The following is a 26,143-nucleotide window of genomic DNA, read 5'->3' on the forward strand; positions in this document are numbered from 1 at the left end:
CAACATCGGTGACGCCAAGAACATGCTCGCGGTCGCCGAGAGCAGCCTCAGCAAGATCAACGACATCCTGCTGGTCGTCAGGGACAAGGCCGAGCAGGCCGCGAGCGACACCCTCGGCGACGCGGAGCGGACTGCGATCACAGACCAGATCAAAGCCCTGTTAGAGGAGATCAACACCATAGTCGACGAGACTGAGTGGAACGGGCAAAAACTGATTGCGGGAGGCAAGACGTTCAACTTCCAAACCGGCTTCCAGGCCACTGCAAACACGGGAGTCAACATGGAGGACGGCCACAAAGCAGAAGACCTACAGGTTGCGCTCGGCCAAGTTTTCGACCGAGCAGTCGATCTGCTGGATGATCTTCCTACGAGTCTAGTAAGCAGCATTGCCCCGGCCAACACTGTGTCGGCCACGGAGCTCGAGTCCGGCGAGTACAGCATCGAAGTTGCTTGGGATGGCAGCACAACGGGTACAATCGCGATCAAGGACAGTGTTGGCACTATCGCATATTCGACCACGTTCGCCTCAACCGCGACCGAGGTGGATACGGGTGTCGGCATAAAGATTACGCTTGCGAGTGCCTTGCCCACAGAGGCGGCCAAGGGCGAGTTTGGGGTCTTCTACACGAAGCAAGACAGCGCAAACTCGGTCTCTTCGCACAATGACGCGACTGCATACATGCGGAGGGTCGATGCGGCTATACAGACGGTTAGCGCTAGTGTCAAAGATATCGGTGCGATCGTGTCCCGTCTCACGTTTAAAGAGGAAAACCTTACGGTTGCCAAGACCAACACGGAGGCCGCATACAACCGTATCATGAACGCCGACATTGCGGCCGAGCAGCTCGAAGCGATGAAGTACCAGATCCTGCAGCAAACGGCCACCGCAATGCTGGCGCAGGCGAACGTGGCGCCGCAGGCGGTGCTGGGTCTGTTCAGGTAGTTCGCGTAATTCGGACGGGACATCCGGTTCTGGCCCGTCCGTAGCGCGTTGCTGGCCCGTGGGGGGCTTCCCCCCACGGGCGTCCCCTGGGGTCAAGTGGAGCGGGGCGGAAGGCGCGTGGGCGAAGCGAGACGGCACGGTGCCCGCAGGATGCCGCCGCGCCGCCGAGCCGCGGTCTCGCCCTGGGCCCGGCAACACTGGGCACGGCGGTCTCGGCACCGGGTCGCTTATAGGAATCCACTCAGCCGGGACCGAGCGACGCGCAGGACACGCAAGACGGGAATGGCCCGGTGCCGACTGGAGGTTGCGCTGATGAACGCCGAACTTGGTGTGCTGCAGGCGACGAGCGAGTATAGGGGCCACGGGGCGTACGACGCTTACCGGGCTCAGCGCGTGCTCTCGGCAAGCCCCGAGGAGCTTGTGCTGATGGTGTACGACCATGTCATCGCGAGTTGCAGAGCGAAAGACAAGAAAAAGGCGTCCGCCGGCATCGCGACCCTTATCGATGGCTTGGACCTCGATCAGGGCGAGATCGCTGCGGGACTGTTTCGACTTTATAGATACGCGATGGAGAGGGTTTGGGAGGGGAAGTTCGACGAGGCACTTTCTGTGATGCGCCCGCTCCGGGAGACCTGGGCCACGGCTGTGGCCGCCACTAAGGGTAATAGGGGTGCGCCCAACCCCGTTGGCTTGAGCGCGGTCGCAACTGGGCCGGAGAGGGTGGGCGCCTCGGCCACGAGGTGATCCCGCGTGGAAGTCACAGTTGCTGAGGTCAGGCTGAGGAACCTGGATATGCTCGCAAATGCTCAGGCGCGTCACGTGATGCCGCGCCTTGGGCGCGTACCGGATGATCCGGCCCAGCGGGCGGCAGCGCATGCCGCACGCCCGCACGACGCGTCAGGAAACCTGCGCGAAGTGCAAACCAGGGCCGCCGCGGAAGCCGAGGCCGAGGCCGAAGCAGAGCGCATCCGCGAGGAGCAGGAGCGCGCCGAGCGCATCGCCCGCCTCCTCGCCGAAGGCGTCGTGAACATCCGGATCACGTTTCACGTGGACAACGACACTGGGGACGTGACCATCAAGGTGATCGACAACGCCACGGGCGAGGTTGTGCGGTACATCCCTCCCGAGGAACTCGCCATGATGATGGACCACCTAAAAGAGTTCGCAGGCCTTGTTGTGGATAGGAAGCGGTGACGTATAGCGACGGCAGGAGAGCGGTGCATGGATCCCAGATGGGTCCCAAGCGGAGGTGATCACTGGTGAGCCTCGGGGTGCAACTTCTCACGACAAGCTCAAGCGCCAGCCAGCTTGAAGAGCTCATCAAGGCATACATGGCGGTCGAGTCGAAGCCCGTCGACGACCTCAAGGCCGCGAAGGAAGCGCTCGCCACGAAGGCCGCGATGTTTCGAGACCTCAACTCCTCACTCCTCGCGCTGAAAAACGTGGCACTCGACCTTCTTCCTGAGGACCTGACATCGCTGTACGATGCCCGGGCCGCGGTTTCGAGCAACGCTGACGTGGTCGCGGCCAAGGCCGCCACTTCGGCGGCCCAGGCGACCTACAGCATCTTCGTGGAGAGGCTCGCAAGCTACGATGTGGTCGTGTCGGACAGGTTCGCTAGCACCGGCGCGGAGGTCTCGCAGGCGGCCGGTGAAGGCACCAAGACCTTCACTGTGGCCGTTGGCGCCGCCTCCTGGGACATCACCGTCCAGGTGGAGGCCGGGCAGGACAACGCCACCGTGCTCGCGAACATGGCCGCGGCCATCAATGCATCAGGTGCAAGCGCCGCGGTCAGTGCCGCGGTCGTGAGCGAACAGGCGGGCGCCTCGCGCCTCGTGATCACAGCCAGGTCCACGGGGAGCACAAGCGCGGTAACCCTTTCGGAGACGGGCGACGCCAACAACCTTCTTGCCGCGTCCGGCACGAGCTCATCGGTCCAGGCGACGAGCACAGAGGGCGGCTACCTCGCGGCCCGCGACACGCTCGACGCCAGGTTCACGCTGAACGGCCTCTCGCTCGTCCGGTCCTCCAACGAGGTCTCCGACGCGATCTCCGGGGTCACCCTCACGCTCAAGAAGGCGCAGGCAGCCGGAGATGCCCCGGTGAGCGTCGAGGTCAAACGCGACACGAGCGCGCTGAAGACCAAGATAAAGGCGTTCATTTCCAGTTACAACTCGACCGTCAAGTATCTCAACAACAAGACCCTCGTGGACCCGGACGCCGGTATCCGCGGGGACCTGGCGGGCGATGCGACCTATCTCGATTTGAAAGTGAGGATGAACCGCGCCGTCCAGGAGAGGGTCGACTGCCTTGCCTACCCGGATCCTACGAGGCTTTACGATGTCGGCATAACCCTTGACAGGTCTGGCAGTCTCACGTTGACCGACGAGGCCAAGCTCGACAAGGCGCTTCAAGATAGCCCGGGGGCTGTGCGCGACCTCTTTGCATCGGCGAGCGGAGTTGCCGTGAAGGTGCGCGACCTCATGGAGCCGTTCGTGGACGAACTAACCGGCATCATCGCGCGGCAACAGCAGTCCATCACCAACCAGATGAGCCGGATCGACTCGAGGGTGAAAGATCTGGAGGAGCGGCTGGCCATTCGCGAGAAAGCCCTCCGCGAGGAGTTTTCGTCGCTCATCCAGGCGATGCAGCTTATGAGCACGCAGAGCGCGCTCATCAACACGTTTATGACTCAGGCTAACGCGCTGCTTGCGTACTAGTGTAATGCGTAGTATTACAAGCTTGTTAGCTTGTTACACAGTTATCTGTTTTGGCGGTTCTCCGGCGGATTCGGGGCCCCGCGCCTCGCCGCAGGCCCGCGGTTTGACTCCTGAGGCCTGGGCACTGGCGCCGGCCGCAGGCAGTAGGGTGGGTGATCGCTGGCGGGTGCGGGAGGGCGCGCGAGACACGCGAAGCGCAAGCGTGCGGCGAGCGCGGGGCCCCGCGCGGGGGAATACGGCACAGTGTGGCGGCGCAGGCCGCGCGGCGTTCAAGTGGGGGTCACCCAGAATGTGCTGGGCAGATGTCGTGTACCGAGCGGAGGCGCGGCGTAAACGGTTCGGTGGCGGTGCGCAGCAACCTTAAGAGGGCGAGGGGGGAGCGCGCGGGTTGGACAAGAGAGACGTGCGCGAGCGGACAGCGGCAGAGCTCGCCGAAAGCTACGAGCGGGAGGCCCTCCTCCTCGAGAAGGTCGTCCAGCACACGAAGCGCGAGATAGAGCTCATCGCCGCCGGGGATTATGCCGCCCTGTGCGATTCCCTGGCTGGACGGGGCGGCCACGTCGAAGAGATCGCGAGGCTCGAGGCCCGCCGCCGCGAGCTGGAGGGCGAGCTCTCCGGGCTCCCGGGTGGCTTGACGTCCGAGAGTGGTCGCCGGCCTGGTCGCGGGTCGGCACAGCTCTCGTCCGGAGCGGCAGCACTGCAGGAGGCTCTCGCGGATCCCCGTGTGGAGGAGGCCCGCCGCAAGGCGGCAGCCATGCACCGCCAGGCGCTTGAGCTCGATGCCCAGCTGCGGGAGATGGCTCGCGCCCGGAGGGCGGACATGGAGTCGAGGCTGGTCGGGCTGGTCCAGGGGCGGACGGCAAGCCACGCGTACAACGGGCATGGGCGGGGGAAACCCGTGCCGAGGTTCGTCGACAAGGAACGGTGAGGAGCTCCAGCGCATCCACGCATTCACCAACCCACTCGCCACCTACGCGTTGGGCAACCCATTGGTTAGCCCATCCATTTTCCCGCCGGTCGCGCCATGTGTTCCCTATCGTAAGAAGGATATTCCATCCTGATGTCGAAGAACGCACAAATGACGCGAACCTCCATGACGCGGGAGCACGCGTAGCTGTCACCCGGGGCGGGGTGATTTGAGGGTGGTCTACAGGGTCCTCATCGTCGACGACGAACCTAACATGAGAGCCGTGCTATCCGACGTCCTGGCCGAGGAAGGGTACGAGGTGGCGGTCGCGCGTGACGGCGCCGAGTGCCTCGCCAAGGTCGGGCCCGGCGATTTCCACGTGGTCGTCCTCGATCTCAAGCTTCCAGACACCAGCGGCATCGACGTGCTCCGCGAGATCAAGGCGCGTTCGCCGGAGAGCGTGGTGATCATGATCACCGCGTTCTCTTCGGTCGACACCGCCATCGAGGCCATGAAGTGTGGCGCCTATGACTACATAACCAAACCGTTCAAGATCGAGAACTTCAAGATGGTCGTAAGGAGCGCCCTGGAGCTCGGGGCGTCTTTCTCCCGTGCCCCACGCCGGCAGCCGCTCCGCGCCAAGAGCGAGTTCGGGATGATCGGCTCCACCCCAGAGATGCAGCGGATCTTCAGCATGATCGACGAGATCGCTCCGACCAACGCGACGGTCCTCATTTTCGGCGAGAGCGGCACCGGAAAGGAACTCCTTGCAAGGGCCATCCACAATTGCAGCCACAGGGCGGACAAGCCCTTCGTGAAAGTCAACTGCGCGGCCGTCCCCGAGAGCCTGCTGGAATCGGAGCTCTTTGGTCACGAGCGAGGGGCCTTCACCTCGGCCGTCACGAGGCGGCTGGGCCGGTTCGAGGTGGCCGACACGGGCACGATCTTCCTCGATGAGATCGGCGAGATGAGCCCAGCGATGCAGGCCAAGCTCCTGAGGGTTACGCAGGAAAAGGAGTTCGAGCGCGTCGGGAGCTCGCAGACTATCCGGGTCGATGTGCGCATCATCGCCGCCACGAACCAAGACCTCAAAGAGAAGGTCGCCCGGGGCGAGTTCAGGGAAGACCTGTACTATCGTCTGAGCGTGATCCCGATTTACCTGCCGCCGCTGCGCGAGCGCAAGGCCGACATCCCACTCCTGGTTGAGAAATTCATCGCATATTACAGCGAAACAGTCGGGAAAACCGTGACGCGCGTCTCGGAAAAGGCCATGAAAATGCTCATGGATTACGACTGGCCCGGGAACGTGCGTGAGCTTGAGAATTGCATCGAGCGGGCGATCATCTTTGCCAAGGGTCCCGTTATCGATGAGGACAACCTTTTCATCGGGGCGCCTGCTGTGAACGTGCCGGCATCGGCGGCGACATCGCCCGCGTGGCACGAGGCGCGGGTCGCGCCCCAGGTCGTGGCGGCGACAGCGGCAGCGGCGACGGCAGCGGTGACAGGCGTGGCGGCGGGAGAGATGCCCGCTGGAGTAGCAGGGGCGGTGGGCAATTACTATGGACGAGGGTCGTCCGGCGTGGTGGCGACGGGGCGCGCTGAGCCGGGCGGCGCGGGCAGGCCCATGTCAATGAAGGAAGTCGAAAAGGCTCACATCATACGGGTGTTGCAGCAGACGAACAGCAACCGCACCGAGGCTGCGAGGATCCTTCAGATCAGCCGGAGGACGCTTCTGAACAAGATCAAGGAATACGGGATAGCTGAATAGCGGCGCCAGTGCGGCGCCAATAGTGCGGCCGCCCTGGGTGGTTCCGGTGGCGGCTTGCTTCGGGGTGTTGTCTCGTGGCTAGTGCTTGGGTGGATGCGGCGCTCGCCGCCATGAGCGCGGGGGCGCTGGCATTTGCTTATTGGGAAAGGCGCACGGCACGGCGCAAGGTCGCAGAGGCAAGGGAGCAACTCGCGTCCATGCGCGAATTCGTGTCAGGGCTTGCCGAGAACGACCTCACCCTTCAGAAAGAGCTCGTAGCCGCCAATGCCGAGCTCAACAGGCGGGTCCTGCAGCTTGCGAGCCTGTTCGAGGTCGGCAAGGAGCTCATGTCCATCCGCAGGCCCGATGAGGTCCTGAACCGTATCGCGGTGATCGCGTGCCGGCTCGTCCCGTCCCAGGGGTGCGCCATCCGCATCCTAAGCCGCGACAAGACGCGCCTCGTCCTGAAAAGCCATTACGGGCTGTCTCCCGAATTCGTGGAGAGAAGCGGGTCTGTTCCCGTCGAGGGGAGCTCGCTCGGGCAGGTGGTTCGGCTCGGGAAGCCGCTTGCAGGTGTGGATGGGGCGGGCGAGGCAAGCACGTATTTCGAAGACTTGGGCAAGGACGGGATGACCTTCGCGCTCTCGGTGCCGCTCGCCGTGCGTGGCGAGGTAACAGGCGTCCTCACTGTGTACACGCCCAGCATTCACGAGCGGACGCGCGACGAGATCAAGTTCCTCACGATCCTTGCGGCATACGCTTCCGCGGCGCTCGAGAACGCTGAACTATACGCCGACCTCGATGAGGCCAACAGGGAGCTCTCGGCGTTGAAGGAGTACAACGAGAGCATCATCGAAAGCCTGACCATAGGGCTTGCCGTGGTGGACAGGGACTTAGTCGTCACCACCTGGAACAGCGGCATGCAGGCCATCACCGGCATTCCCGCCGAGGCGGCGCTTGGGAGGAAGTACTTCGAGCTCCTGCCCGAACAAGCGCAAGAAGGCCTCTGGGACATCCTGAAGGAGGTCTTGGAGGACGGAGAGACCCTGGAAAGCGACGAGATGAGGCAGCACGCGCCGGACGGCAGGGAGTACGTGGTGTCGTGCAGGGTGTGCCCGCTCGTGAGCACGCCGGACGGTGAGGACGCTACGAACGCTGCGAACGCTATGGACGCTGCGCACGCTGCGGACGGCCCGGCGGGATCGCGCGAGTCGGCGAAGTCGGCGAACTCTGCAAAGTCGGCGGAGCCCGTGGGGTCGGTGGAGGCGGCGGGGTCGACGGAGGCTGACCGCGGCGGAGGAGGCGGGCGCGTAAAGGGCGCCATCATCGTGGCGGAGGATGTGACCGTGCGAGTCAGCCTTGGTGAGCGGCTGCGGAGGGCTGAGCGTCTCAAGGCCGTGGGCGAGTTTGCGGCCGGCATCGCGCACGAGATAAACAACCCGATCGGCATCATATCCGCCTGCGCCGAGCATCTCGCGGACAAGATCTCGAGGTCTGTGGATTCGCCCAATGAGTATCTGAAGCCGCTCCGGGCCATTGAAGAGGAAGCCGCCCGCTGCTCTGGAATAGTCAAGAATCTAACGGTGTTCTCGCGCCATCAGGAGATGCACCTACGGCCCACGGACGTGCGACGGGTCGTCGAGGACACGGTCTACCTCCTGGAGCATCAGGCAGCCGCGGCTGGCGTGAGGATACAGGTCGAAGGAGAGACGGCGGAGCTTCCGCCGGTCATGGCGGACGAAGGCCAGCTCAAACAGGTGTTTATTAACCTCGCGGTGAACGCTATACAAGCGATGCCGTCTGGTGGAGTCCTCAAGGTGCGGCTCGGTGTCGACCACCGGCGCCTCGGCACAGGCAGGTCCCCCGCGCGTGGCGCGGGCGCAGCGGGTGGGGGGCGCGGCTACGTGTGGGTGGAGTTCGCGGACACCGGGGTTGGCATACCTCGTGAGAACCTCTCTAAAATCTTCACGCCGTTCTTCACTACTCGGACCAGCGGGGTCGGCCTTGGCCTTGCCGTGAGCCACGGCATCGTCGAGGCCCACGGGGGCACGATCTCCGTGGAAAGCAGGGAGGGCGAAGGCAGCACCTTTACGGTGCGGCTCCCAGTCGCGAGGCAGCGGTAGGCAAGCGGCCAGCAAAGCAAGCCACGACGGGTCTTCCCCGTCGCCATGGAGAGGCTCAAGGATCTCGGGGCCGCCGGCGCGCTTCGCCAACATCTTGCTCGTCAGGTCAATAGCAGGATTCTGACACCCATCGTGCAATCACCAGCAAGCCATCCTGAACAATCGGACGGAAGACGTCAGGAACGGGCGAGGAAGGAACTTGTGTCGCGTGTCACGTCCGCGGCCTGAAGGTTGATATGCTGAATCAGTCCTGACGGGCGCGTGATGTGCGTCACCCGTGGCACGCAACTCGTGGGGCGTCACTCGTGGTGCGTGGTGCGCGATGCGCGGTACGCGCGGGGCGGCACACCTGTGCAGCGAGTGTGCCTGCGGACGTGCATGCCAAAGCGCACGGGTGCAGGAATTCTGCGGCCAGGGAAGAATAGACGCTGAAGATGCGGCTGCTTTTGGAAAGGCACACCTGTGGAGGAGGCACATCGGAGAAATGGACGCACATACGCCGAAGGGTGAACCTAGCACACCTGCGCCCAAGGAGCTCGCCATACCTGCGCTTAACGGGCTCGCGGGGCGCTCGGCCGAGGAAGTAGAGCTCATTCTCGTCAAGGCCGCCCGAAGCGCGCAGGCGGCCGCGGTGCCCGGCCTGGAACAGCTTGCGACCGGTGATGACCTTCGCCTCGCCCAGGCGGCGGTGCGGGCCCTCGGTGAAGTGCGAGATGAATCGGCCGTGCGGGTGCTGACGGAGATTCGTGAGTCGGCTCAGGATAAAGCTGTGCGCAAAGAGGCCGGCCGGTCGTTGCATAGACTGAGGTCTGCGGGGGTGTATGTCGCCGAGGAACTTACCCCGGTCCGCGAGCGCGTGCCGGCAATTGCGGCGCCGCCCGGGAGGGTCGAGGGCGCGTTCGCTGGGTACTATGATTGGACCGGGACGCGCTTGCTCGCCACCCACGTGTGGGCGCCCGGCGAGGGCAGGGCATTCATCGCATGGCTCCTCAAAGAGGACGAGGGAATCGACGACTGCCGCGTATTTCGAGGCAGCAAGCGAAAGCTTTACGAAGTGGCGAGCGACCTCGTGGGCGAGACGAAGCTTACAGAGATCGACACTGAGCACGCGCGCTTCCTGATGAAAGAGGCTGGCGAGATCGGGCGACGAGTCGGGAGGGAGATGCCCCAAGGGTATTCATTGTACAGTGCTGCGGTCAAGAACCTGCCTCCGCCGCCCGCTCGGCCGATCATCTACGAGAAGATGGACGCTGACGATGTAAGGCGCGACGTTGCAGCATTGCGCGATTCTGGGCGACTCCTCAGCCTTCGGTCTGCGTGCTCGTGGGCGTTCGCCGAGGACAAGGCGAAGCCATACTGGGCGAGAGCTCTAGCAATCGCTGATAGCGTCATTTACACGAGCGAGGCTGTGCAGAGTGAGCGCCTGCGCGCAGTGGTCGAGGATGCCATGCAAGCCTTGTTTACGCCCGAGGTTGCACGGAAGTACCAGCGGCGCCTGGAGGAGACGGCATATTTGCTGCTTCTGAAGGGCCGGGAGAAGCCCGCGCGTTCGGCATTCGCCGCTGCGATTGCCATCGCCGACGGGAAACCACCCCGCGACATACCATTCGTGGAGGCGCTCGTGGCAACGAGCATCGGCGTCGTGCTTGACGACACGTCCGAGGCGAGGAGGCTGCGGGGGGCACAGGCCGAAGCTGAGCGCGATGAGGGTGGGCGGCGGCTCATCGTGACCCCTGCTTTCGGGGGCGCGACCACCGCGGGCGCGGCGGGCGAGACTCTCGATGTGGATAGGGAAGACGATTGGAGAGCGAGCTGGCGGGGCCGCGACCGTGACGAGGATTGGGAAGAAGCGGAGGAGATGGACGAGGCCTGGCCGGGTGAGGACGTTGGCACAGGCGGCGGCGAGGGTCGTGGGGTGGGCCGGTCGATCATCATAGATCCGCGTGACCTACGCTAGATGCGTTGACAAGGCTGTTCGGCTTCTTGGTGCATGGGAATCTTACCCGTGCGCTCGCTGTGCAGAGGGGAATCATCACGTGAAAATCGTAGTCGGCTCAACGAATCCAGTAAAGGTCCGGGCGGTTCGCAGGGTGTTTACCCGGGCCTTTCGGGATAAGAACGTCAAGATCGAGGTTGAAGGCGTCAATGTGGACCTGGGCCTACCGGACCAGCCCCTGGGCGATGACGAGACCCGGAGGTGTGCCGTTGCCCGCGCCGCGCACGTCCTTGCGACCACCGACGCAGACGTCGGCGTGGGCCTCGAAGGCGGAGTTGCGTTTGAAGGCGCCGGAGGCTGGCAGTTAAGGGGAGGGCGCGATGCTGGGGCCGCGGCCGATGAGGCGGCGCTTGAAGCAAGTGAGACGTGTGAAGCCCATCTCATAGGGTGGTGCGCCATAGCTACGCGCGACGGGGTCCTCTCGGTGGCGCACGGCGCCTCGATGCCTCTGCCTCCGGCTGTGGGGAGCGAGGTGGCGGCCGGACGCGAGCTCGGCCCGGTGATGGACGAGCTCACGGGGGTACACAACTCCAAACAGAAGCTGGGCGCAATAGGCTACTTCACATGTGGGCTGCTTCCCCGCCAGAGGTCTTGGGAGTACACGATAACGTGTGCTCTGGTGAAGCTCCTTCGCCCCGAACACTACCGCCACCGCCCCGGGCACCACGGCGAGGCTAGTGGTCTGGCGGGGCAGGATAGGCGATCGAGCTAGGCGGCGTGCCGTCACGCGGCTGGCCGTGCTGTGTGTTCCGCGCCCCGGCGTATTCACCCCTCTAGCTGGTCATCCTCGCCCCGGCCGGTCGGAAGAGCATCTCCGCACTCACCTTGGCTTGACCGACGAGAAGGCACAAAGCATAAAATCTCGTTCTCGTGGCACCCTTTTGTGTGGAGGTGATGAGAATGGGCAGGATAACTGGGGTGAAGTGCTCGGTGAGCGAGTGCGCTTACTGGGGCTCGGGAAACGTGTGCGAGGCTGACGCCATCGAGGTGGACAGGAATCCTGTGCTGCGAAGCGGCGCAAGGGACTTCGGCATGGAAGTCGGCCGAATCGGCGAGCGTGGGGAAGCCCGCGGCCGGGCCCGCGCGACCGATGTGGAGGTCGGGCGAATCGGTGAACGGGGCGCCGCGGCCGGCACCGACTTGACGGTTTCGGCGTCGGAACACACCATGTGCAAGACGTTCAAGCCCAAAGCCGCTGGGTACACGCGGTGATTTTCCCTCCCATTCTTGGCGGTCCTCTCGGGAACACGGCGAGCCAGCGGTAGAGCGATACAGTGGGTGTCGACAGCCGGGCGCGGACCTTGCGCCCGGCTAGCTCATCTCGGACGCCTGCGGGCGCTCGAGCCCTCTCGGGCCCTCCGCTCCCCGTGTCGTTGACACGCTTTGGGTCCAGGAATATAATAGCGGCGCAGGAAACCTAGGGTTCGGCCCAAGGCGAAGGAGGAGGCGGTGAATTGGAGCTCTGGTTCACCGAACGGCAGACTCCGGGCCTGGCGTTGTCCATGAAGATCGCCCGGACCATCTACCACGAGACCAGCAAGTACCAGGACATTGCGGTTCTCGAGACCATTGATAACAAAAGAGTGCTCGTGCTCGACGGATGCGTCATGACCACCGACCTGGACGAGTTTGTATACCACGAGATGATCACCCACGTGCCGCTCTGCACCCATCCTTGTCCCCGGAAGGTCCTTGTCGTCGGAGGGGGTGACGGCGGCACGATGCGCGAGGTCCTAAAGCACGAGTCGGTGGAGAACGCTGTGCTCGCCGAGATAGACGAGGGGGTCATCGAGGTCAGCCGGCGGTATCTTCCTCACCTCTCGAGTTCGCTTCAGGATCCCAGGTGTCGGATAATGGTAGGCGATGGGGCGGAGCACGTGAGGTCGCATCCCGGGGAGTACGACGTCATCATTTGCGACTCGACAGACCCCGTGGGCCCCGGGGCCGTGCTTTTCTCTGAGGAGTTCTATCGCGCTTCGTACGCCTCCCTCACCGGCGAAGGGGTATTCTGTGCCCAAATGGAGTCGCCCTTCTTCTACGGCGAACTCATAAGGCGCGCCGTTTGCGACCTTCGGCGGGTCTTCCCCGTCGTACGGCTTTACCTCGCCGTGGTTCCGTCCTACCCTGGGGCACTGTGGAGCTTTGTGCTCGCGTCGAAGAAGCAAGACCCGGTCCGCGACGCGCGTGTCACGAACCTGAAGACGCGTTACTACACGCCCGAGATCCACAAAGCCGCGTTCGTGTTGCCGAAGTTCGTCGAGGAGCTCATAGGGCCGCGGGAGCCGTCGAGCATGCCGGACGGGGCGGCCCTCGCGCAAGGCGGCCAAGGGTCCGCGGGTCCGTGAGCGGCCGCAAACGGGGGTGGGGGGTGACGGGGTGCCAAGGGAGCTTTCTGACATAAAGGAGCTTCTTGCCGAGAAAGACATGCGACTTACCCCGCAGCGGGAGGCGATTCTGCGGGTTCTAGTGAAAGGCGCAGACCTACACCTCTCTGCCGACGAGATATACCGCCGCACCAAAGAGGAGTGCCCGGACATCGGCCTCGCCACCGTGTACCGGGCTCTCGACATCTTCGAGAGCTTGGGCATCATCCACAAGCTGCAGTTCGGAGAGGAAGGAAGTCGTTACGAGTTCAACCCGGAGTTCGAGAAGCATTATCACCATCACCTCATATGCCTGAGCTGTGGCGGCATCTTCGAGTTCAACGAGGACCTTCTCGACGATATAGAGGAAGCCATCTCGGAGCGTACCGGCTTCCAGGTCGTGGACCACAGTCTCAGGGTCTACGGGTACTGCCGCAACTGCCGCATGGCCACCACGGCCGGGGGCGCGCGTGATGGTGCCGAGGCCCGGGGCGCGGCCCAGGCGCAGGCGGGTTCCCACTCCCGATCCGGGCGCGGGGATGGGAGTTCCCCACGGGAAGGCGATGCAGGCAACGAAGGTGTAGCAAACACTCGTGGTAGGGAATAACATATCGTTGTCGCACCTCATAGGTGGAGAGTCGAGAGATGCTCCCGCCTCTTTGGGACGGGCGGAGGGTGCAGAAATGCTCATGCCCCTTGCGGGCGGGTGGACGGTGCAGAAGTGCCGTCCTGCTCGCAGCGGCGTCCTCGCGTGCAACATTGGCAGTCTCTCATCTACTGAAGATGGGGCAAGGGCTGACGCATCCTCCCATAGGGGGAGGCTCCGTGCGCCGAAGGAAGCTCGCCATTATCGGGACCCCCAACGTCGGGAAGAGCGTGCTCTTTAACGTCCTAACGGGCGCATACGCCACCGTGTCAAACTACCCCGGGACAACTGTTGAGGTTTCGCGTGGCCTTGCCAGGATTCGCGGCATCCCGTTCGAAGTCATAGATACGCCCGGCACGTACTCGCTAGTGCCCATGACCGAAGAGGAACGCGTCACGCTTTCGCTTCTGCTCTCTGAGGAAGTCGATATCGTGGTGCATGTGGTGGACGCGCGCAACCTCCGCAGGATGCTTCCGCTCACCTTGCAGCTAATCGAGGCCGATCTCAAGCTGATCCTCGACGTGAACATACTGGACGAGGCCGAGCGCATAGGGATATGGATAGACATCCCGGGCCTCGAACGTGAGCTTGGTGTGCCTGTGGTCGGGACTGTGCTCACGCGCGGTCTCGGGGTGGACGCTCTGAAGGATAGGGTGGCTGGATGTGTCCAGGGCATCTCGAGCGTTTCCGGGGCGTTCGGCGTCGGGGGTGCCTCCGGCGTCCCGGGCGCACCGGGCACCTCTGGCGTCCACGGCGCTCCGCGCCGCGCCTGCGCTCGCCTCGGAGCGTGTCGCGGACCTGATAGCGCGCGCGGCGCGTGAGATCGAGGCCGAGCTCCATGGGCGTTACTCAATGTCCCGGAAGGCCATCGCGCTGCTGCTTCTTTCCGGCGCCAAGGATGTCCACGCCCTCGTGCGCCGCAGCGAGGGCCGCGAGCGTTACGAGCGGATCCGCGCGATCGTGGAGTCCACCGCAAGCTGCTGCGACCTCCCTCTGTCATACCTCATTGGGATTGAGCGACAAGGGAGAGCGGACGTCATTGCCCGCCGCGTGACCAGGACGGCCGCGCGTCGTGGCCGGGGGCGGAGTTGCGCTGCGCGGGTTCTGGATTTCGTCACGCTTTTCCCCCCGACGGCCGTGCCGCTGCTTCTCTTGGTACTTTACTTCGGGCTCTACCGGTTTGTCGGAACGTTCGGCGCGGGCACACTCGTGGACTTCCTTGAAAGACGGGTGTTCGGCGAGATCGTGAACCCCGCCGTGAATGCGTTCGTGGCACGGCACATAGCTAGCGTCAGCCTAAGGGAGCTTATCGCCGGTGAGTACGGCCTCATCACGTTGGGGCTTCGCTATTCCGTGGCGATCGTGCTGCCCATCGTGGGCACGTTCTTCCTGATGTTCTCGGTCCTCGAGGATACGGGCTACCTGCCGCGGCTGGCCCTCATGGCCGATGCTGCTTTCAAGCTGGTGGGCCTGAGCGGACGCGCGGTGATCCCGATAACGTTGGGCTTCGGCTGCGGCACGATGGCCACGATGGTGACACGCACTCTCGAGACCAAGCGGGAGAGGACGATCGCCACCTTGCTCCTTGCGCTGGCGGTGCCATGTTCGGCGCAACTCGGCGTGATCCTGGGGATGCTGGCGACGAGGCCGCGGGCGCTTCTCCTGTGGGTTGGCGTAGTGGGAGGTACCTTCCTGGCCGCCGGGTACGCATCCTCGCGGTTCATTCCCGGGGAGAGGCCGGTCTTCTATATGGAGGTGCCCCCGCTCCGGGTGCCCGTCGCCTCGAACGTGCTCACCAAGACTTTCACCCGGATGAAGTGGTACTTCTTTGAGGTGATGCCGCTCTTCATGGGCGCGAGCATTGTGATCTGGCTCGGCAGGATGACAGGCTTGTTCCAGCTCGCGCTCAGGTTACTGGAAGTGCCGGTGAGGCTCATGGGCCTTCCGCCCGAAGTGGCGTCCGCGTTCCTATTTGGGTTTTTCCGCCGGGACTATGGCGCGGCGGGGCTTTACGATCTGGTGGTCGCAGGCAAGCTGACCGGCCCCGACCTCGTTGTGGCGTGCGTGGTCCTTACGTTGTTCGTCCCGTGCGTGGCCCAGTTTGCCATGATGTGGAAAGAACGGGGCTGGCGCGTGGCGCTTGCCATCGCAGGGCTAGCCGTTGGAGTCGCTTTTGCCTGGGGTTGCGTGCTCAATCTCGTCTTGACGTGGAGCGGCCTGGCGTTATGAGCGCGGGAGGATGGAATGGCGCAGGCGGCGCTACCGGCCCGACAAGCGGGGCGAGGATATTCCGCGTTCGAAGCGGCACAATAATCCGCGAGGGCCGCGGGCCCACGTGTGAGCTTGCAGCACTCATGGTAGGCGAGCGCGGGCGGGTGGTGCGCGTCAAGAGCGCAAACGCGCGGCTCCTCCAGAAACTCCTTGCCATGGCCGTCCTTCCTGGGAGCGAAGTCACGGTGAACCTGACGTTCCCAGCGTTCGTCCTCGAGGTTGGGAACACGCGGGTTGCCATCGACCGCTCCATCGCGCGACAAATCGAGGTCGAGCGGTTGACGCGCTTGGATGGGCGGCCTCGCAACGCAGGTGGATGACGAAAGGCTTGTTCCTCACAGGGCTTCGATCCCTCCTGGCCTCTGTCCTTGCGTCGGGGGCGGCTTTTTTGTTCAACAGGGCGGCATCGCGAGGCGGGCGGCCGGGTCCGCTTCTGGCGTTCGTCCTCGGCCCGGGCGTGGAGGAGACCGCGAAGACGGGCTTCGCGCTGGCGATGGCGGCGCCCGTCCTAGCGGTGCACCTCGGTTTCGGCGCGGTTGAGGCGGTGTATGACGCTTCAGCATGGCTCTGGCACGGGCCCGACCCCGAGCCCGGGCCGGAGGGCGAGCCTGCCTCGTTATCGGCGCGCGGGCTTGCGGCGGGGGCCATGAGCCTCTTGAGCCACGCCGCCTTCGGCGCTGTGACCCAGGCGGTGCTCACCGTCACGCTCGAGCCGTTGTTCGCGGTGGCCGCGGCCGTGCTCGCGCATGCCGCCTGGAACCTAGCGATAGTGGCGCTGGTTGGTGCGGGCGGGCGCCTGTAAGCGCGGCGCGAACCCAGCGACGGCTCCATGGGCTTCAACTGGGCCGAGAGGCGACATCACATTTGGGCCGAGGCGGTGCCCTGGGACCCGGCGGAGGCGGAATTGACTTAGTTTCGTCTGGGATAATATAATGAAGCGCGGGCAAGAACAGAAAACACCGGCGTCGGCAGGGCTTTAGACGGGGTGTTGGGCTTCTAAAGCCCTTTTCGGCATGGGCATTTACAGCCCTGTCTTTCTTCTCTCGCACTCGGGCGCGCCCAAGGCTGCGCCCTGGGGCGCGGGGGAGCGGGGAGCGGGGGGAGGCGGAGACGCGTGCGGGCCTTCCCCGGCCGCTTGGCGCCTGCGTGCCCTCGCTCTTGACCGACGCGCTCGCGGCCGGCGCGGCGCACGCCGACGCGCCTTGACCCGCGGGATACCCGTACGTGCGGCTGAGGCGCGGACGAGCCCGACGCGGACGAGCCTGATGTGAGTGGCGGTCCCACTGTGAATGACGGTCCCAGGAGGAGTGCTTCTTGAACAGCTTTCTCTCAGTGCTCCGGGAGTCTCCCGAGTTCGCCAACATCGCCTCTGGTCTCGAGAGAAAGACCCCTTCCCAGGTGGTTTTGGGGCTTGGCGGGTCGATGAAGAGCTATGTCCTTGCTGCCCTGTACCGGGCCGTGCCCGGGCGTCCGTTCATCGTGGTGACGTACAGCCCGCAGCAGGCCGGGAGGCTTGGGGAAGACCTCGCCACGCTGCTTTCGCCGGCGGAAGTGATGAGCTTTCCAGCACTCGAGCTGTGGCCTCACGAGGAGGCCAGAGAGAGCGCCGACGTGCTGTCCCAAAGGCTTGCCGTCAAGGCGTGCCTTTCCAGGGGCAGGCGGGCTCTGGTGGTAGTACCCGCGAGGGCCTTCGCGAGAAGGCTCGTGCCGGCAGAGGTGTTCTCGGAGTTCTCACTGACCCTCAAAACCGGCGAAAGGCACGACAGGGATTCCCTCATTACCCGTTTCGCTGGAATGGGTTACGAGAGGGCGGAACTCGTGGAAAGGCGCGGGCAGTTTTCCGCGAGGGGCGACATCCTCGATGTCTTTCCCCCAGACTCCGCGTCGCCCCTACGAATTGAGTTCTTCGACGACGAGATCGACTCCATTAGGGAGTTCGACCCGGCGAGCCAGCGGTCGAGCCGCGAGGTGGACCACGCGAGCCTCGCGCCGGCGCGCGAGTTTTTGGTCTCGCAAAACGCCCGCGAGGCAGGCCTGGCCCGCATCGAGGCTCAAGCCGCCGCCCAGTGTAAACGACTCGAGGGGCTCGGGCGCGTGACCGAGGCGAGGTCGCTTCGCGACCGGACCGATTCCGCCCTCGAAAAGCTCCGTGAAGGTCTCACGTTCGACGGCGAGGACCAGTACGCTCCGGCGTTCTACGGACGGCTCGGCACGATTCTCGACTACGCCGCTGACCCGGTGGTCGTCGTGGATGAACCCGCGCGCCTACGGGAGGCGTTCGTTGGCTTCGAGGCTGAGGTGCGCGAGGCGTACGCGACCCTCCTGGAGGCCGGAAGGGTGCTTCCGATGGAGGTCTCGCTCTTTGCCTCCGCCGAGGAGGCCATGGCGTGCCTTGGTCGCTACCAGCGCCTGGAATTCGTGCTCCTGGCCCGGGGCACGGATATCAGCAACACAGACCGCGTCAGGTTGTTTTCCGGGAAGCCTGCGAGTCCCTACCACGGCAAGTTCGACTTGCTCGTGAAGGACCTCAAGGCCTGGCGCAGGAAAAAGCACCGGGTGGTCGTGGTCGTCAGCACTGAAGACCGCGCTCGGCGGTTCCGTGAGGTCATGGTGGAGAACGGCATCGAGGCCACCTGCGTGCCGTCCATCACCGATGAGGTCAAGCCGGGGAACGTCATCGTGAGTGCGGGTTCCCTCGAGAGCGGCTTCGAACTTCCCTCACTGCGACTTGTGGTGCTCACCGATGCCGAGCTCTACGGGGCGGAGAGGCGCAAGCGCAGGCTCCCGCAGGCTCAAAGCGCGGGATCGCGGCTCGCTGCGTTCACGGACCTTAGGCCGGGCGACTACGTGGTGCACGTGGCGCACGGCATAGGGAGGTACATGGGCATCAAGACGCTTGAAGCCGCTGGTGCGAAGCGTGATTACCTGCTGATCCAGTACGCCGGGGAGGATAGGCTGTACGTACCCACAGACCAGATCGGTCTTCTGCAAAAGTACATCGGTCCCGAGGACTCCCCGCCCAAGCTCTACAAGCTGGGCGGGACCGAATGGAGCAGGGTGAAGGCAAAGGTTAAAGAGTCCGTCCGCGATATGGCCCGGGGGCTTCTCGAGCTCTATGCAGCGCGCGAGGCTATACGCGGGCATGCGTTCAGCCCTGACACGCCGTGGCAGAAAGAGTTCGAGGACGCGTTCCCTTACGAGGAGACCCCGGACCAACTTAACGCGATCGCCGAGGTGAAGGCGGACATGGAGAAGCCGAGACCTATGGATCGGCTTCTCTGTGGAGACGTCGGGTACGGCAAGACCGAGGTCGCGATCCGAGCGGCCTTCAAGGCCGTCATGGACTCGAAACAGGTAGCAGTCCTCGTGCCCACGACGATCCTGGCTCAGCAGCACTTCACCACCTTCAAGGACAGGTTCGCGGGCTACCCGGTTCGGATCGCCGCGCTATCGCGATTCCAATCAGAGGCGGAGCAGCGCGATATCCTGAAGGAGCTGCGCAGGGGCGGGATAGACATAGTCATCGGCACCCACCGGTTGCTTCAGCCGGACGTGAAGTTCCACGACCTCGGCCTCGTGGTGGTCGACGAGGAGCAAAGGTTCGGGGTCGCACACAAGGAGTTTTTGAAGGAACTAAGAAAGAGCGTGGACGTTCTTACATTAACGGCGACTCCAATCCCGAGGACGCTTCACATGGCTCTTACTGGCGTCCGAGATATGAGTGTGATCGAAACGCCTCCCGAGGATAGGTTCCCCGTGCGCACCTACGTGATGGAGCACGACGATACGGTGATCCGCGAGGCGATCGTGCGCGAGCTCGCCAGAGGCGGCCAGGTGTATTACGTGCACAACCGCGTACAGACCATCGATTCCGCGGCGATGTTCCTCGCCCGGCTCGTTCCGGAGGCCAGGATCGGGGTAGCTCACGGCCAAATGCCGGAGGACAGGCTGGAAGAGGTCATGCTCAAATTCATGGATCGCGAGTACGACGTGCTGGTTGCTACGACCATCATCGAGAACGGGCTCGATATACCTAATGTCAACACGCTCGTGGTGACAGACGCGGACATGCTCGGCCTGGCCCAGCTGTACCAGCTGCGGGGGCGGGTGGGGCGAAGCAACCGTGTGGCATACGCATACTTCATGTACCGTAGGGACGGCGTTCTGTCCGAGGTTGCGGAGAAAAGGCTCTCGGCGATTCGCGAGTTCACGGACTTCGGGTCGGGCTTCAAGATCGCCATGCGTGACCTCGAGATCAGGGGTGCCGGCAACCTCCTCGGCGCCGAGCAGCACGGCCACATCGCGGCTGTCGGGTTCGAGTTATACTCGCGTCTCGTGGAGGAGGCCGTGAAGGAGCTGCGCGGCACCACGGCGGCCGAGGAGGAAAAGACCGAGCCCGTCATCGACTTGGGCGTGAGCGCCTTCATCGGGGACGACTACATCGCCGACTTGAGGTTGAAGATCGAGATGTACAAGAAGATCAACGCTGCCTCTACGGTTGACGACGTCAACGACCTTGAGGAAGAGATGGAGGACAGGTTCGGGCCGGCACCGGAGCCGTGCCGGAACCTTCTTGCCATCGCGCGCATCCGTGCTGTTGCAAGAGACATCGGCGTGGCTCAGGTAGCGTCCGAACGCGACCAGGTCGTCGTGAAGCTGCTTCCTGCCTCGAGAGTCTCGCAAGACCAAGTCATGGAGGCCGTCAGGGCGAACCGGGGCAGGGTGTATGCGAACTTCGGCAAGAGCCCTTCCGTGCGAATCAGGCGCGACGGCCTCTCTGATGAGGACCTCCTTCGTTTGGTCGAGGACACGCTCCAGCGTGTCCGGCAGCGGCCATCGAAGACGCGGCTCGGCCGCGACCAGGGGATACGGGGGCTTGCCACTGGTCGCCGGCAAGGCAGCGCGACCTCCATCGGAGGATAGCCGCCCGGCACGGCAACTCGCTGGTAATGGGTGGTAAGGGGTGGGAGCCTCAGCCGGGTAGCTCTGCATGATTGTTGCGCACTTGGATACCATATACTCTGCGAGACGGGGTTGGAAAGCGGGCGAGCCCAATGGCACAGTGTTGGAATCACGGTCCAGGCCAAACGCCCCCACCCCAAGCTGGCTGCGGCGCAGTCGAAAGAGCGCCCGAGTGCCCGAGCGCCCGAGGTTTGACGGGTGGGTGGCAAAACTGAATAAAAATGTCATTAATGCAATAGGCTATCAGTGAAGACAGAGCTAAACGAGACCAACTCGAGAGGAGGGACGACGGTGAAGGCTACGGGCATTGTGAGACGCATCGATGACCTTGGCAGGGTAGTCATCCCCAAGGAGATCAGAAGAACGCTGCGAATCCGCGAAGGCGACCCGCTCGAGATCTTCGTCGACCGCGAGGGAGAGGTGATCCTCAAGAAGTACTCGCCCATCGGAGAGCTCGGCGACTTCGCGAAAGAGTACGCGGATTCGTTGTATGAATCTACAGGACATATCGCATGTATCGCCGACCGTGACGCCATCATCGCGGTGGCCGGAGGGCCAAAGAAGCAGTTCATGGACAAGCGGGTATCTCCGGCTGTCGAAAAAGCCATGGAAACCCGCAAGTCCGTCATCATCAACGAGCCGGGAAAGCACGAGTACTGCGAGACCTGCCCGGTGGTTGAGGATGCCAGAGACTGCAAGTTCTCTAGCCAGGTGATCGCGCCGATCATCGCGGAAGGCGACCCGATCGGGGCTGTGATACTTTCTTCGATGGATCCCAACGTCAAGATGGGTGACCTCGAGCTGAAACTGGCTGAGACCGCCGCGGGATTCCTAGCCAAGCAGATGGAGCAGTAACGGTGATTTGAGCCAGTATCCTGTGCGTCTAAGTATGTCGTCAAGAGTCCGCGCTACTTTTCGGCAGAGTGGTCCTGCTCAGGGTTGCCGGTGTTGCCCTCCGGGGACGGCGCGCTTGCGGCGCGCCTCGTTCGAATTCGGCGCTTAGGACGGCCGAATTCTCCACGCCCCGTCGTGCAAGCACCGGCAACCCCGCGCCGTCAAGAAGTGAGACGAGAACTTGTGGCGCTATGCTTAGCCGGTGTTCATTCGGGCTCTCCGTCCACCTTTCCCCTTTTGCTCGACGATTCCCAGGTGGGCTGGGGGATGGGGTCGGGGTGGCCGTCAGGATCTCGCGCAACCCGAGTCGGAACGTGGGTCACCAGGGTAAGGTAGTGGCTCCCCTGAGGGGGCAGCCTGTCGACGGAAGCAGGCAGCGAGCCGTATGGGCTGGCTGCCTGCTTCCGTCCCTAGCCCGTCTACGCCACCCGCCTCAGCAGCATAAGGTTATCCGGTCTTCTCTCGCTTTCCGAACTCTCGGGTTGCCGGTGATTGGGTGAGGGGGTGTCGGAACCTGCCGCCTAGCCGGACGGGCTCGGTTATGGCCTGGCTAAGCGGGCGCCGCTCGGGGCGGCATCGCCGAGCGTAACACCGGCAACTCCGCGCAGTGGGTGTGCTTCGATGTGCCTCCTTGAACCGATGAACCGATGTGCCTCGTTGGACCGGTGCTCCCTCACGGGGACCTGCAAAGTTGGCCCCGGCAGGCTGTCCATCGGCACGGTGGTGTCGGTGGGAACGCGGTAGTGTGAACCTGAAGTGACAGGCGGCGTTCGTGTTGCCTGCAAGCCTGCGCTGTAGTACAATTGGCCTGTGCGTCTCCCACCGCCGGCGCATCTCGCGATTGCCGAGGACGGCGGTCGCGAGTGAAGGACTTGACGCCGCGCGCACGCTCTGGTGCTAGCGCGCAGGCAGCCCGCGGGCATTGGGGCGTGCGTTAAGTACCCATTAGGGCATGCGAGGCATCGGTAGATGACAAGAAAGTCTCTCATCAGAGGGGCGGCGATCCTCGCCGCAGCGGGCTTGGCCAACAGGTTTCTGGGCGCGGTCTCCCGGATCGTCCTGCCCTCGCTCATCGGGGACGAGGGCGTCGGCTTGTACCAGATGGCTTATCCCGTTTACGGGGTGTTCCTGGTAGTCTCGACGGCAGGGGTGCCGGTGGCGGTATCGAAGCTCGTAGCTGAGCAGACAGCGAGGAACAACCCTGCGGGCGCCCTTAAGGTCCTGAAGGTCGCCACGGCGATCCTCTTTTTAACGGGCACGTTCTTCTCGGCAGCCCTCGCCCTGGGAGCGGGGCCGATCGCCAGGTACGTGGCGCGGGACGCCCGGGCGGCTCTTGCTATCGTAGCTGTGTCGCCGGCTGTGCTCATCCTGTCGGTAACGTCGGCGTTCCGCGGATACTTCCAAGGCATGCAAGAAATGGGGCCGAGCGCGCTCTCGCAAGTGAGCGAGCAGGTAGTGCGGGTCTCCGCCATGATCGGCCTCGCATGGCTCCTCTTGCCGCGGGGGGTTGAATTCTCGGCGGCGGGAGCGAACCTTGGCGCGGTGCTCGGCGGGGCCGCGGGTTTCCTAGTATTACTCGTTGCGTATTTCAGGCTTCAGCACGTGCCAGGGTCATGGAAGGTGTCATGGGCCCAGGTGAGGGCGGTCTTTGCAAGGAGCGGCAGGGAGGGTGGCGGGGCGAGACGTCGTGGCGATGGGGAAAGCCGCGGCCGCTCCGCGGCTGAGGACGGCGCACCGGGGGGCGGGGCGCGTGCCATCGAGGATTACATGGGCTCTACGCTGGCGCTCGTTCGTCGCATCTTCGACCTGTCGTTGCCGGTGGTGCTCGCCGCGGCGATAATGCCGCTCATGCAGTTCCTCGATATAGCTATTGTGCCCATGCGTCTCGCCAGTGCGGGATTCTCACCCGACGAGGTCACGAGGCTTTTCGGGCGGCTAACGGGCATGGCGCAACCCCTCATGTACTTTCCGACGCTTGTCACGTCGGCGGTGGCGGCGAGCGCCGTGCCAGCGATCTCCGAAGCCCTGGCGCGACGCGACAGGAGCACGCTTTCGGCGAGAGCCGAGGAGGCCATCAGGCTAGGTTTCCTGTTTGCGCTTCCGTCCGCGGTAGGGCTCTTCGTGTTCGCCAAGGAGTTCTCGATCATGCTCAGGTGGCCTGCGGAAGTCGCTGTTCCGCTGCGCGCCCTTGCGTTTGGCACCGTATTCCTGGCGCTCCAGCAAGTCAGCTCAGGCATTCTGCAGGGGCTCGGCGAGGTTACGGTGCCTGTGCGGAACCTGGCGAAGGGCGCGTTGGCGAAGCTGGTCGTGAGCCTCGTGCTCACCGGCATGCCTGCATACGGCATCCGGGGCGCGGCATATGGCACTGTAGCCGCCTTTGCTGTGGCGGGGCTCCTTAACGTGGCGGCGCTCGTGCGGATGCTCGGCCTGAGCATTGACGTCATGAACACAGCAGTGAAACCGGTCTTGGGCGTCGCGGTGATGGCTTTGGTGGCAAGGGCGGCGTACGCAGGAGTGTATCGGGCAGTTGCCAGCAACACCCTGGGCGCGCTTGCCGCTATAGTGGTGGCGGTCGCCGTGTACGGGCTGGCGCTGCTCGTCACGGGAGTCGTCGGCCGGCACGAACTTGAGGTTTTCCCCGGCGGGGGGAAGATCGCGAGCGTCCTTGAACGGCTTGGCCTCCTGCGTCGTTGAGTGTTGAGTACTGGGCTAGGGGAAGGTGCAAGAGATGGCGACGAGGTGCAGGGACAACCAGGCGAAAACCGCGAACGATGCGACGGGCCGCTATTCGCTGGCCCCGCTCGTTGAAGTGATGCGAAGGCTCCGGGGTGAAGGCGGATGTCCCTGGGACCGCAAGCAAACTCACGAATCTCTCAGAACTTACGTAGTCGAGGAAGCCTACGAAGTGGTCCAGGCCATAGACGACCACGACGATGCGGAGCTGTGCGAGGAGCTAGGCGACCTGCTTCTCCAGGTAGCGTTCCACTCCCAGATCGCGAGCGAGGCCGGCAAGTTTGATGTGGGCGACGTCATCGAGGGAATCGTCAGCAAGCTCATCCGGCGTCACCCCCACGTGTTCGGCGATGTCGAGGCGAAGGACAGCGAGACTGTGCTGCGCAATTGGGAGCGGATAAAGCAAAAAGAGAGATCGGACGAAGCCGGCGAACCGGCGTCGGTCCTAGACAACGTCGCGGGTGCAATGCCCGCTCTCATGAGGGCGTTGAAGGTCCAGGCGAAAGCGTCGAGGGTGGGCTTTGACTGGCCGGATGTCTCCGGGGCGCTCGCAAAGGTCCGAGAAGAAATGCACGAGCTGGAGGAGGCACGAGAGGCGGGAGACCAAGCGCGGATCGCCGAGGAGGTCGGCGATGTGCTTTTCGCCTTCGTGAACGTGGCCAGGTTCCTCAAGGTGGACCCGGAGATCGCTCTCGGGCGCACGGTGGACAAATTCATCACGCGGTTCAAGCACATCGAGGCGCGCGCAGGTGAGAGCAACCGCCGCATGGAGGACATGACCCTCGACGAGATGGACTCCTTGTGGGAGGAGGCCAAGAGCGTGTCGAGGAGCGGGGAGGAACGGCACAGCGCACGGAAGCCGTAGGCCTTTTGAGTGCCCAACCACGCCGCATGACGGATAGGGTGAGACCTGCCTGGTTTGTCCCAAGGCAGGTCTTTTTTTGTGGGGACTGGCATAACCATTCATCAGGAAAGGCCCACGACCGGGCAACCGCCGGAAATGCGGCAACGAGTTGCGCACCTTCGCACGAGGAGGGAAGAGGGATGATTGACGAGAAGAGGCGGACAGCCGTGTCGTCGCAGCACAGGGTGACGGTTACTGAACGCGAGACGATAGCGGTTGACGGCGTCAACAACGTGGAGAGCTTCGATGACCAGGAAGTAGTCCTTGAGACGACAGCGGGGATGTTGATGTTGCACGGGAGGGATTTCCACATCAAGCAACTCAACCTCGATGAGGGAAACCTGACCATCGAAGGGTATCTTGCAGGCATGGAGTATGCCGAGGAAGTCGGCAAGAAGGCCAGGAGCTTCTTGGGGCGGCTGCTGAAGTGATTGAGCCGGTCGAATCGCAGGCGTTCACACTTCTAGTGACGATTCTTACGGGCGTCATCGTTGGCGTGTTCTTCGACCTTTACCGTGTCGCCAGGTCTGTGCTGGGGCTGGGCCCGGTTGCCACGGCTGCGGGCGATTTGTTGTTCTCGCTCTTCGCGACCACCGTCGCGTTCACGTTTCTCCTCGCCACCTGCTGGGGGGAGGTCAGGTTTTTCATGTTCCTCGGGTTCGCCGCGGGTTTCGCTGGATACAGGGCGGTCCTAGGTCGGCGAGTGATGGGAAGCGCGGTGTCGGTGGTCGAGGGCTGTCGCCGTGTGAGAAGGCGAGCAAGGCTGGGGTTTCGTGAAGCCTCCTTCAGGATGCGTCGGGCTGCTCACGGCGTTTTCAGGCTTCCGCGTCCGCGACGGAGACGGTAAGAAGGGATTGGCCGGGAAGACGTCGAATAGCAAACAACGGCCCAATAGGGGGCGCCGCTGCATTCGGAGACAGGAGCCCGGGGCCCG

Annotated in this window: 22 protein-coding genes; all 22 read left to right on the forward strand. The window is 63.8% G+C overall.

The window, feature by feature from the left end; translation table 11 throughout:
- A partial coding sequence (locus GX515_08235; GenBank protein HHY32985.1) for a hypothetical protein occupies positions 1 to 943 on the forward strand: 943 nt, incomplete at its 5' end.
- Between the two features lie 312 nt (positions 944 to 1,255).
- Positions 1,256 to 1,687: a flagellar protein FliS gene (locus GX515_08240; GenBank protein ID HHY32986.1), complete on the forward strand. Its 432-nt coding sequence runs from the start codon at positions 1,256 to 1,258 to the stop codon at positions 1,685 to 1,687.
- A 48-nt stretch (positions 1,688 to 1,735) separates the two neighbouring features.
- Complete coding sequence (locus GX515_08245) at positions 1,736 to 2,137, forward strand: flagellar protein FlaG (GenBank protein ID HHY32987.1); 402 nt, start codon at positions 1,736 to 1,738, stop codon at positions 2,135 to 2,137.
- A gap of 65 nt (positions 2,138 to 2,202) precedes the next feature.
- Positions 2,203 to 3,663, forward strand: a complete 1,461-nt coding sequence (gene fliD, locus GX515_08250) for a flagellar filament capping protein FliD (GenBank protein ID HHY32988.1) — start codon at positions 2,203 to 2,205, stop codon at positions 3,661 to 3,663.
- 388 nt (positions 3,664 to 4,051) lie between these two features.
- Positions 4,052 to 4,591 carry a hypothetical protein gene (locus GX515_08255; protein ID HHY32989.1) on the forward strand — a complete coding sequence of 180 codons (540 nt, stop codon included), beginning with the start codon at positions 4,052 to 4,054 and terminating at the stop codon, positions 4,589 to 4,591.
- A gap of 214 nt (positions 4,592 to 4,805) precedes the next feature.
- Positions 4,806 to 6,338 (forward strand): sigma-54-dependent Fis family transcriptional regulator, encoded by a 1,533-nt coding sequence (locus GX515_08260; protein ID HHY32990.1) that lies wholly within the window; start codon positions 4,806 to 4,808, stop codon positions 6,336 to 6,338.
- Positions 6,339 to 6,412: 74 nt separating this feature from the next.
- A complete protein-coding gene (locus GX515_08265) occupies positions 6,413 to 8,440 on the forward strand; it encodes a PAS domain-containing protein (protein ID HHY32991.1) in 2,028 nt (675 codons plus the stop codon).
- A gap of 484 nt (positions 8,441 to 8,924) precedes the next feature.
- Entirely contained in the window at positions 8,925 to 10,397 is a 1,473-nt protein-coding gene (locus tag GX515_08270; protein ID HHY32992.1) for a HEAT repeat domain-containing protein, read from the forward strand.
- A 79-nt stretch (positions 10,398 to 10,476) separates the two neighbouring features.
- Entirely contained in the window at positions 10,477 to 11,148 is a 672-nt protein-coding gene (locus GX515_08275) for a DUF84 family protein (protein ID HHY32993.1), read from the forward strand.
- 188 nt (positions 11,149 to 11,336) lie between these two features.
- Positions 11,337 to 11,648 carry a DUF1540 domain-containing protein gene (locus GX515_08280; protein ID HHY32994.1) on the forward strand — a complete coding sequence of 104 codons (312 nt, stop codon included), beginning with the start codon at positions 11,337 to 11,339 and terminating at the stop codon, positions 11,646 to 11,648.
- A gap of 242 nt (positions 11,649 to 11,890) precedes the next feature.
- A complete protein-coding gene (gene speE, locus GX515_08285; GenBank protein ID HHY32995.1) occupies positions 11,891 to 12,781 on the forward strand; it encodes a polyamine aminopropyltransferase in 891 nt (296 codons plus the stop codon).
- A 79-nt stretch (positions 12,782 to 12,860) separates the two neighbouring features.
- Positions 12,861 to 13,406: a transcriptional repressor gene (locus GX515_08290; GenBank protein ID HHY32996.1), complete on the forward strand. Its 546-nt coding sequence runs from the start codon at positions 12,861 to 12,863 to the stop codon at positions 13,404 to 13,406.
- Between the two features lie 176 nt (positions 13,407 to 13,582).
- On the forward strand, positions 13,583 to 14,266 hold the full coding sequence (locus GX515_08295) for a GTP-binding protein (GenBank protein ID HHY32997.1): 684 nt from the start codon (positions 13,583 to 13,585) through the stop codon (positions 14,264 to 14,266).
- Positions 14,267 to 14,297: 31 nt separating this feature from the next.
- A complete protein-coding gene (locus GX515_08300) occupies positions 14,298 to 15,674 on the forward strand; it encodes a ferrous iron transporter B (GenBank protein ID HHY32998.1) in 1,377 nt (458 codons plus the stop codon).
- Positions 15,671 to 16,036: a ferrous iron transport protein A gene (locus tag GX515_08305; GenBank protein HHY32999.1), complete on the forward strand. Its 366-nt coding sequence runs from the start codon at positions 15,671 to 15,673 to the stop codon at positions 16,034 to 16,036. Before GX515_08300 ends, GX515_08305 begins: the two co-directional genes overlap by 4 nt.
- The gene (locus GX515_08310) at positions 16,033 to 16,518 is read left to right on the forward strand and encodes a hypothetical protein (protein HHY33000.1); all 486 of its coding nucleotides are present in this window, start codon (positions 16,033 to 16,035) and stop codon (positions 16,516 to 16,518) included. Before GX515_08305 ends, GX515_08310 begins: the two co-directional genes overlap by 4 nt.
- A gap of 512 nt (positions 16,519 to 17,030) precedes the next feature.
- Positions 17,031 to 20,639 (forward strand): transcription-repair coupling factor, encoded by a 3,609-nt coding sequence (gene mfd, locus GX515_08315; protein HHY33001.1) that lies wholly within the window; start codon positions 17,031 to 17,033, stop codon positions 20,637 to 20,639.
- A gap of 330 nt (positions 20,640 to 20,969) precedes the next feature.
- Positions 20,970 to 21,533, forward strand: coding sequence for a stage V sporulation protein T (gene spoVT, locus GX515_08320; GenBank protein ID HHY33002.1), 564 nt, complete (start codon positions 20,970 to 20,972; stop codon positions 21,531 to 21,533).
- Between the two features lie 1,008 nt (positions 21,534 to 22,541).
- The gene (locus tag GX515_08325; GenBank protein HHY33003.1) at positions 22,542 to 24,266 is read left to right on the forward strand and encodes a polysaccharide biosynthesis protein; all 1,725 of its coding nucleotides are present in this window, start codon (positions 22,542 to 22,544) and stop codon (positions 24,264 to 24,266) included.
- A gap of 34 nt (positions 24,267 to 24,300) precedes the next feature.
- On the forward strand, positions 24,301 to 25,170 hold the full coding sequence (mazG, locus tag GX515_08330; GenBank protein HHY33004.1) for a nucleoside triphosphate pyrophosphohydrolase: 870 nt from the start codon (positions 24,301 to 24,303) through the stop codon (positions 25,168 to 25,170).
- A gap of 179 nt (positions 25,171 to 25,349) precedes the next feature.
- The gene (gene yabP / locus GX515_08335; protein ID HHY33005.1) at positions 25,350 to 25,640 is read left to right on the forward strand and encodes a sporulation protein YabP; all 291 of its coding nucleotides are present in this window, start codon (positions 25,350 to 25,352) and stop codon (positions 25,638 to 25,640) included.
- On the forward strand, positions 25,637 to 26,056 hold the full coding sequence (locus GX515_08340; protein HHY33006.1) for a hypothetical protein: 420 nt from the start codon (positions 25,637 to 25,639) through the stop codon (positions 26,054 to 26,056). Before yabP ends, GX515_08340 begins: the two co-directional genes overlap by 4 nt.
- Positions 26,057 to 26,143 lie beyond the last annotated feature (87 nt).

It is taken from the genome of Bacillota bacterium, from assembly GCA_012842395.1.
In the GTDB taxonomy this organism is placed as follows: domain Bacteria; phylum Bacillota; class SHA-98; order UBA4971; family UBA4971; genus UBA6256.

Bases quoted from the DNA above. Each gene is read 5' to 3' on its own strand.
- GX515_08240 (HHY32986.1), top strand. From the start codon at position 1,256: ATGAACGCCGAACTTGGTGTGCTGCAGGCGACGAGCGAGTATAGGGGC.
- GX515_08245 (HHY32987.1), top strand. From the start codon at position 1,736: ATGCTCGCAAATGCTCAGGCGCGTCACGTGATGCCGCGCCTTGGGCGC.
- GX515_08270 (HHY32992.1), top strand. From the start codon at position 8,925: ATGGACGCACATACGCCGAAGGGTGAACCTAGCACACCTGCGCCCAAG.
- GX515_08280 (HHY32994.1), top strand. From the start codon at position 11,337: ATGGGCAGGATAACTGGGGTGAAGTGCTCGGTGAGCGAGTGCGCTTAC.
- GX515_08290 (HHY32996.1), top strand. From the start codon at position 12,861: ATGCGACTTACCCCGCAGCGGGAGGCGATTCTGCGGGTTCTAGTGAAA.
- GX515_08295 (HHY32997.1), top strand. From the start codon at position 13,583: ATGGGGCAAGGGCTGACGCATCCTCCCATAGGGGGAGGCTCCGTGCGC.
- GX515_08300 (HHY32998.1), top strand. From the start codon at position 14,298: ATGTCCCGGAAGGCCATCGCGCTGCTGCTTCTTTCCGGCGCCAAGGAT.
- GX515_08305 (HHY32999.1), top strand. From the start codon at position 15,671: ATGAGCGCGGGAGGATGGAATGGCGCAGGCGGCGCTACCGGCCCGACA.
- GX515_08310 (HHY33000.1), top strand. From the start codon at position 16,033: ATGACGAAAGGCTTGTTCCTCACAGGGCTTCGATCCCTCCTGGCCTCT.
- GX515_08325 (HHY33003.1), top strand. From the start codon at position 22,542: ATGACAAGAAAGTCTCTCATCAGAGGGGCGGCGATCCTCGCCGCAGCG.
- mazG (HHY33004.1), top strand. From the start codon at position 24,301: ATGGCGACGAGGTGCAGGGACAACCAGGCGAAAACCGCGAACGATGCG.
- yabP (HHY33005.1), top strand. From the start codon at position 25,350: ATGATTGACGAGAAGAGGCGGACAGCCGTGTCGTCGCAGCACAGGGTG.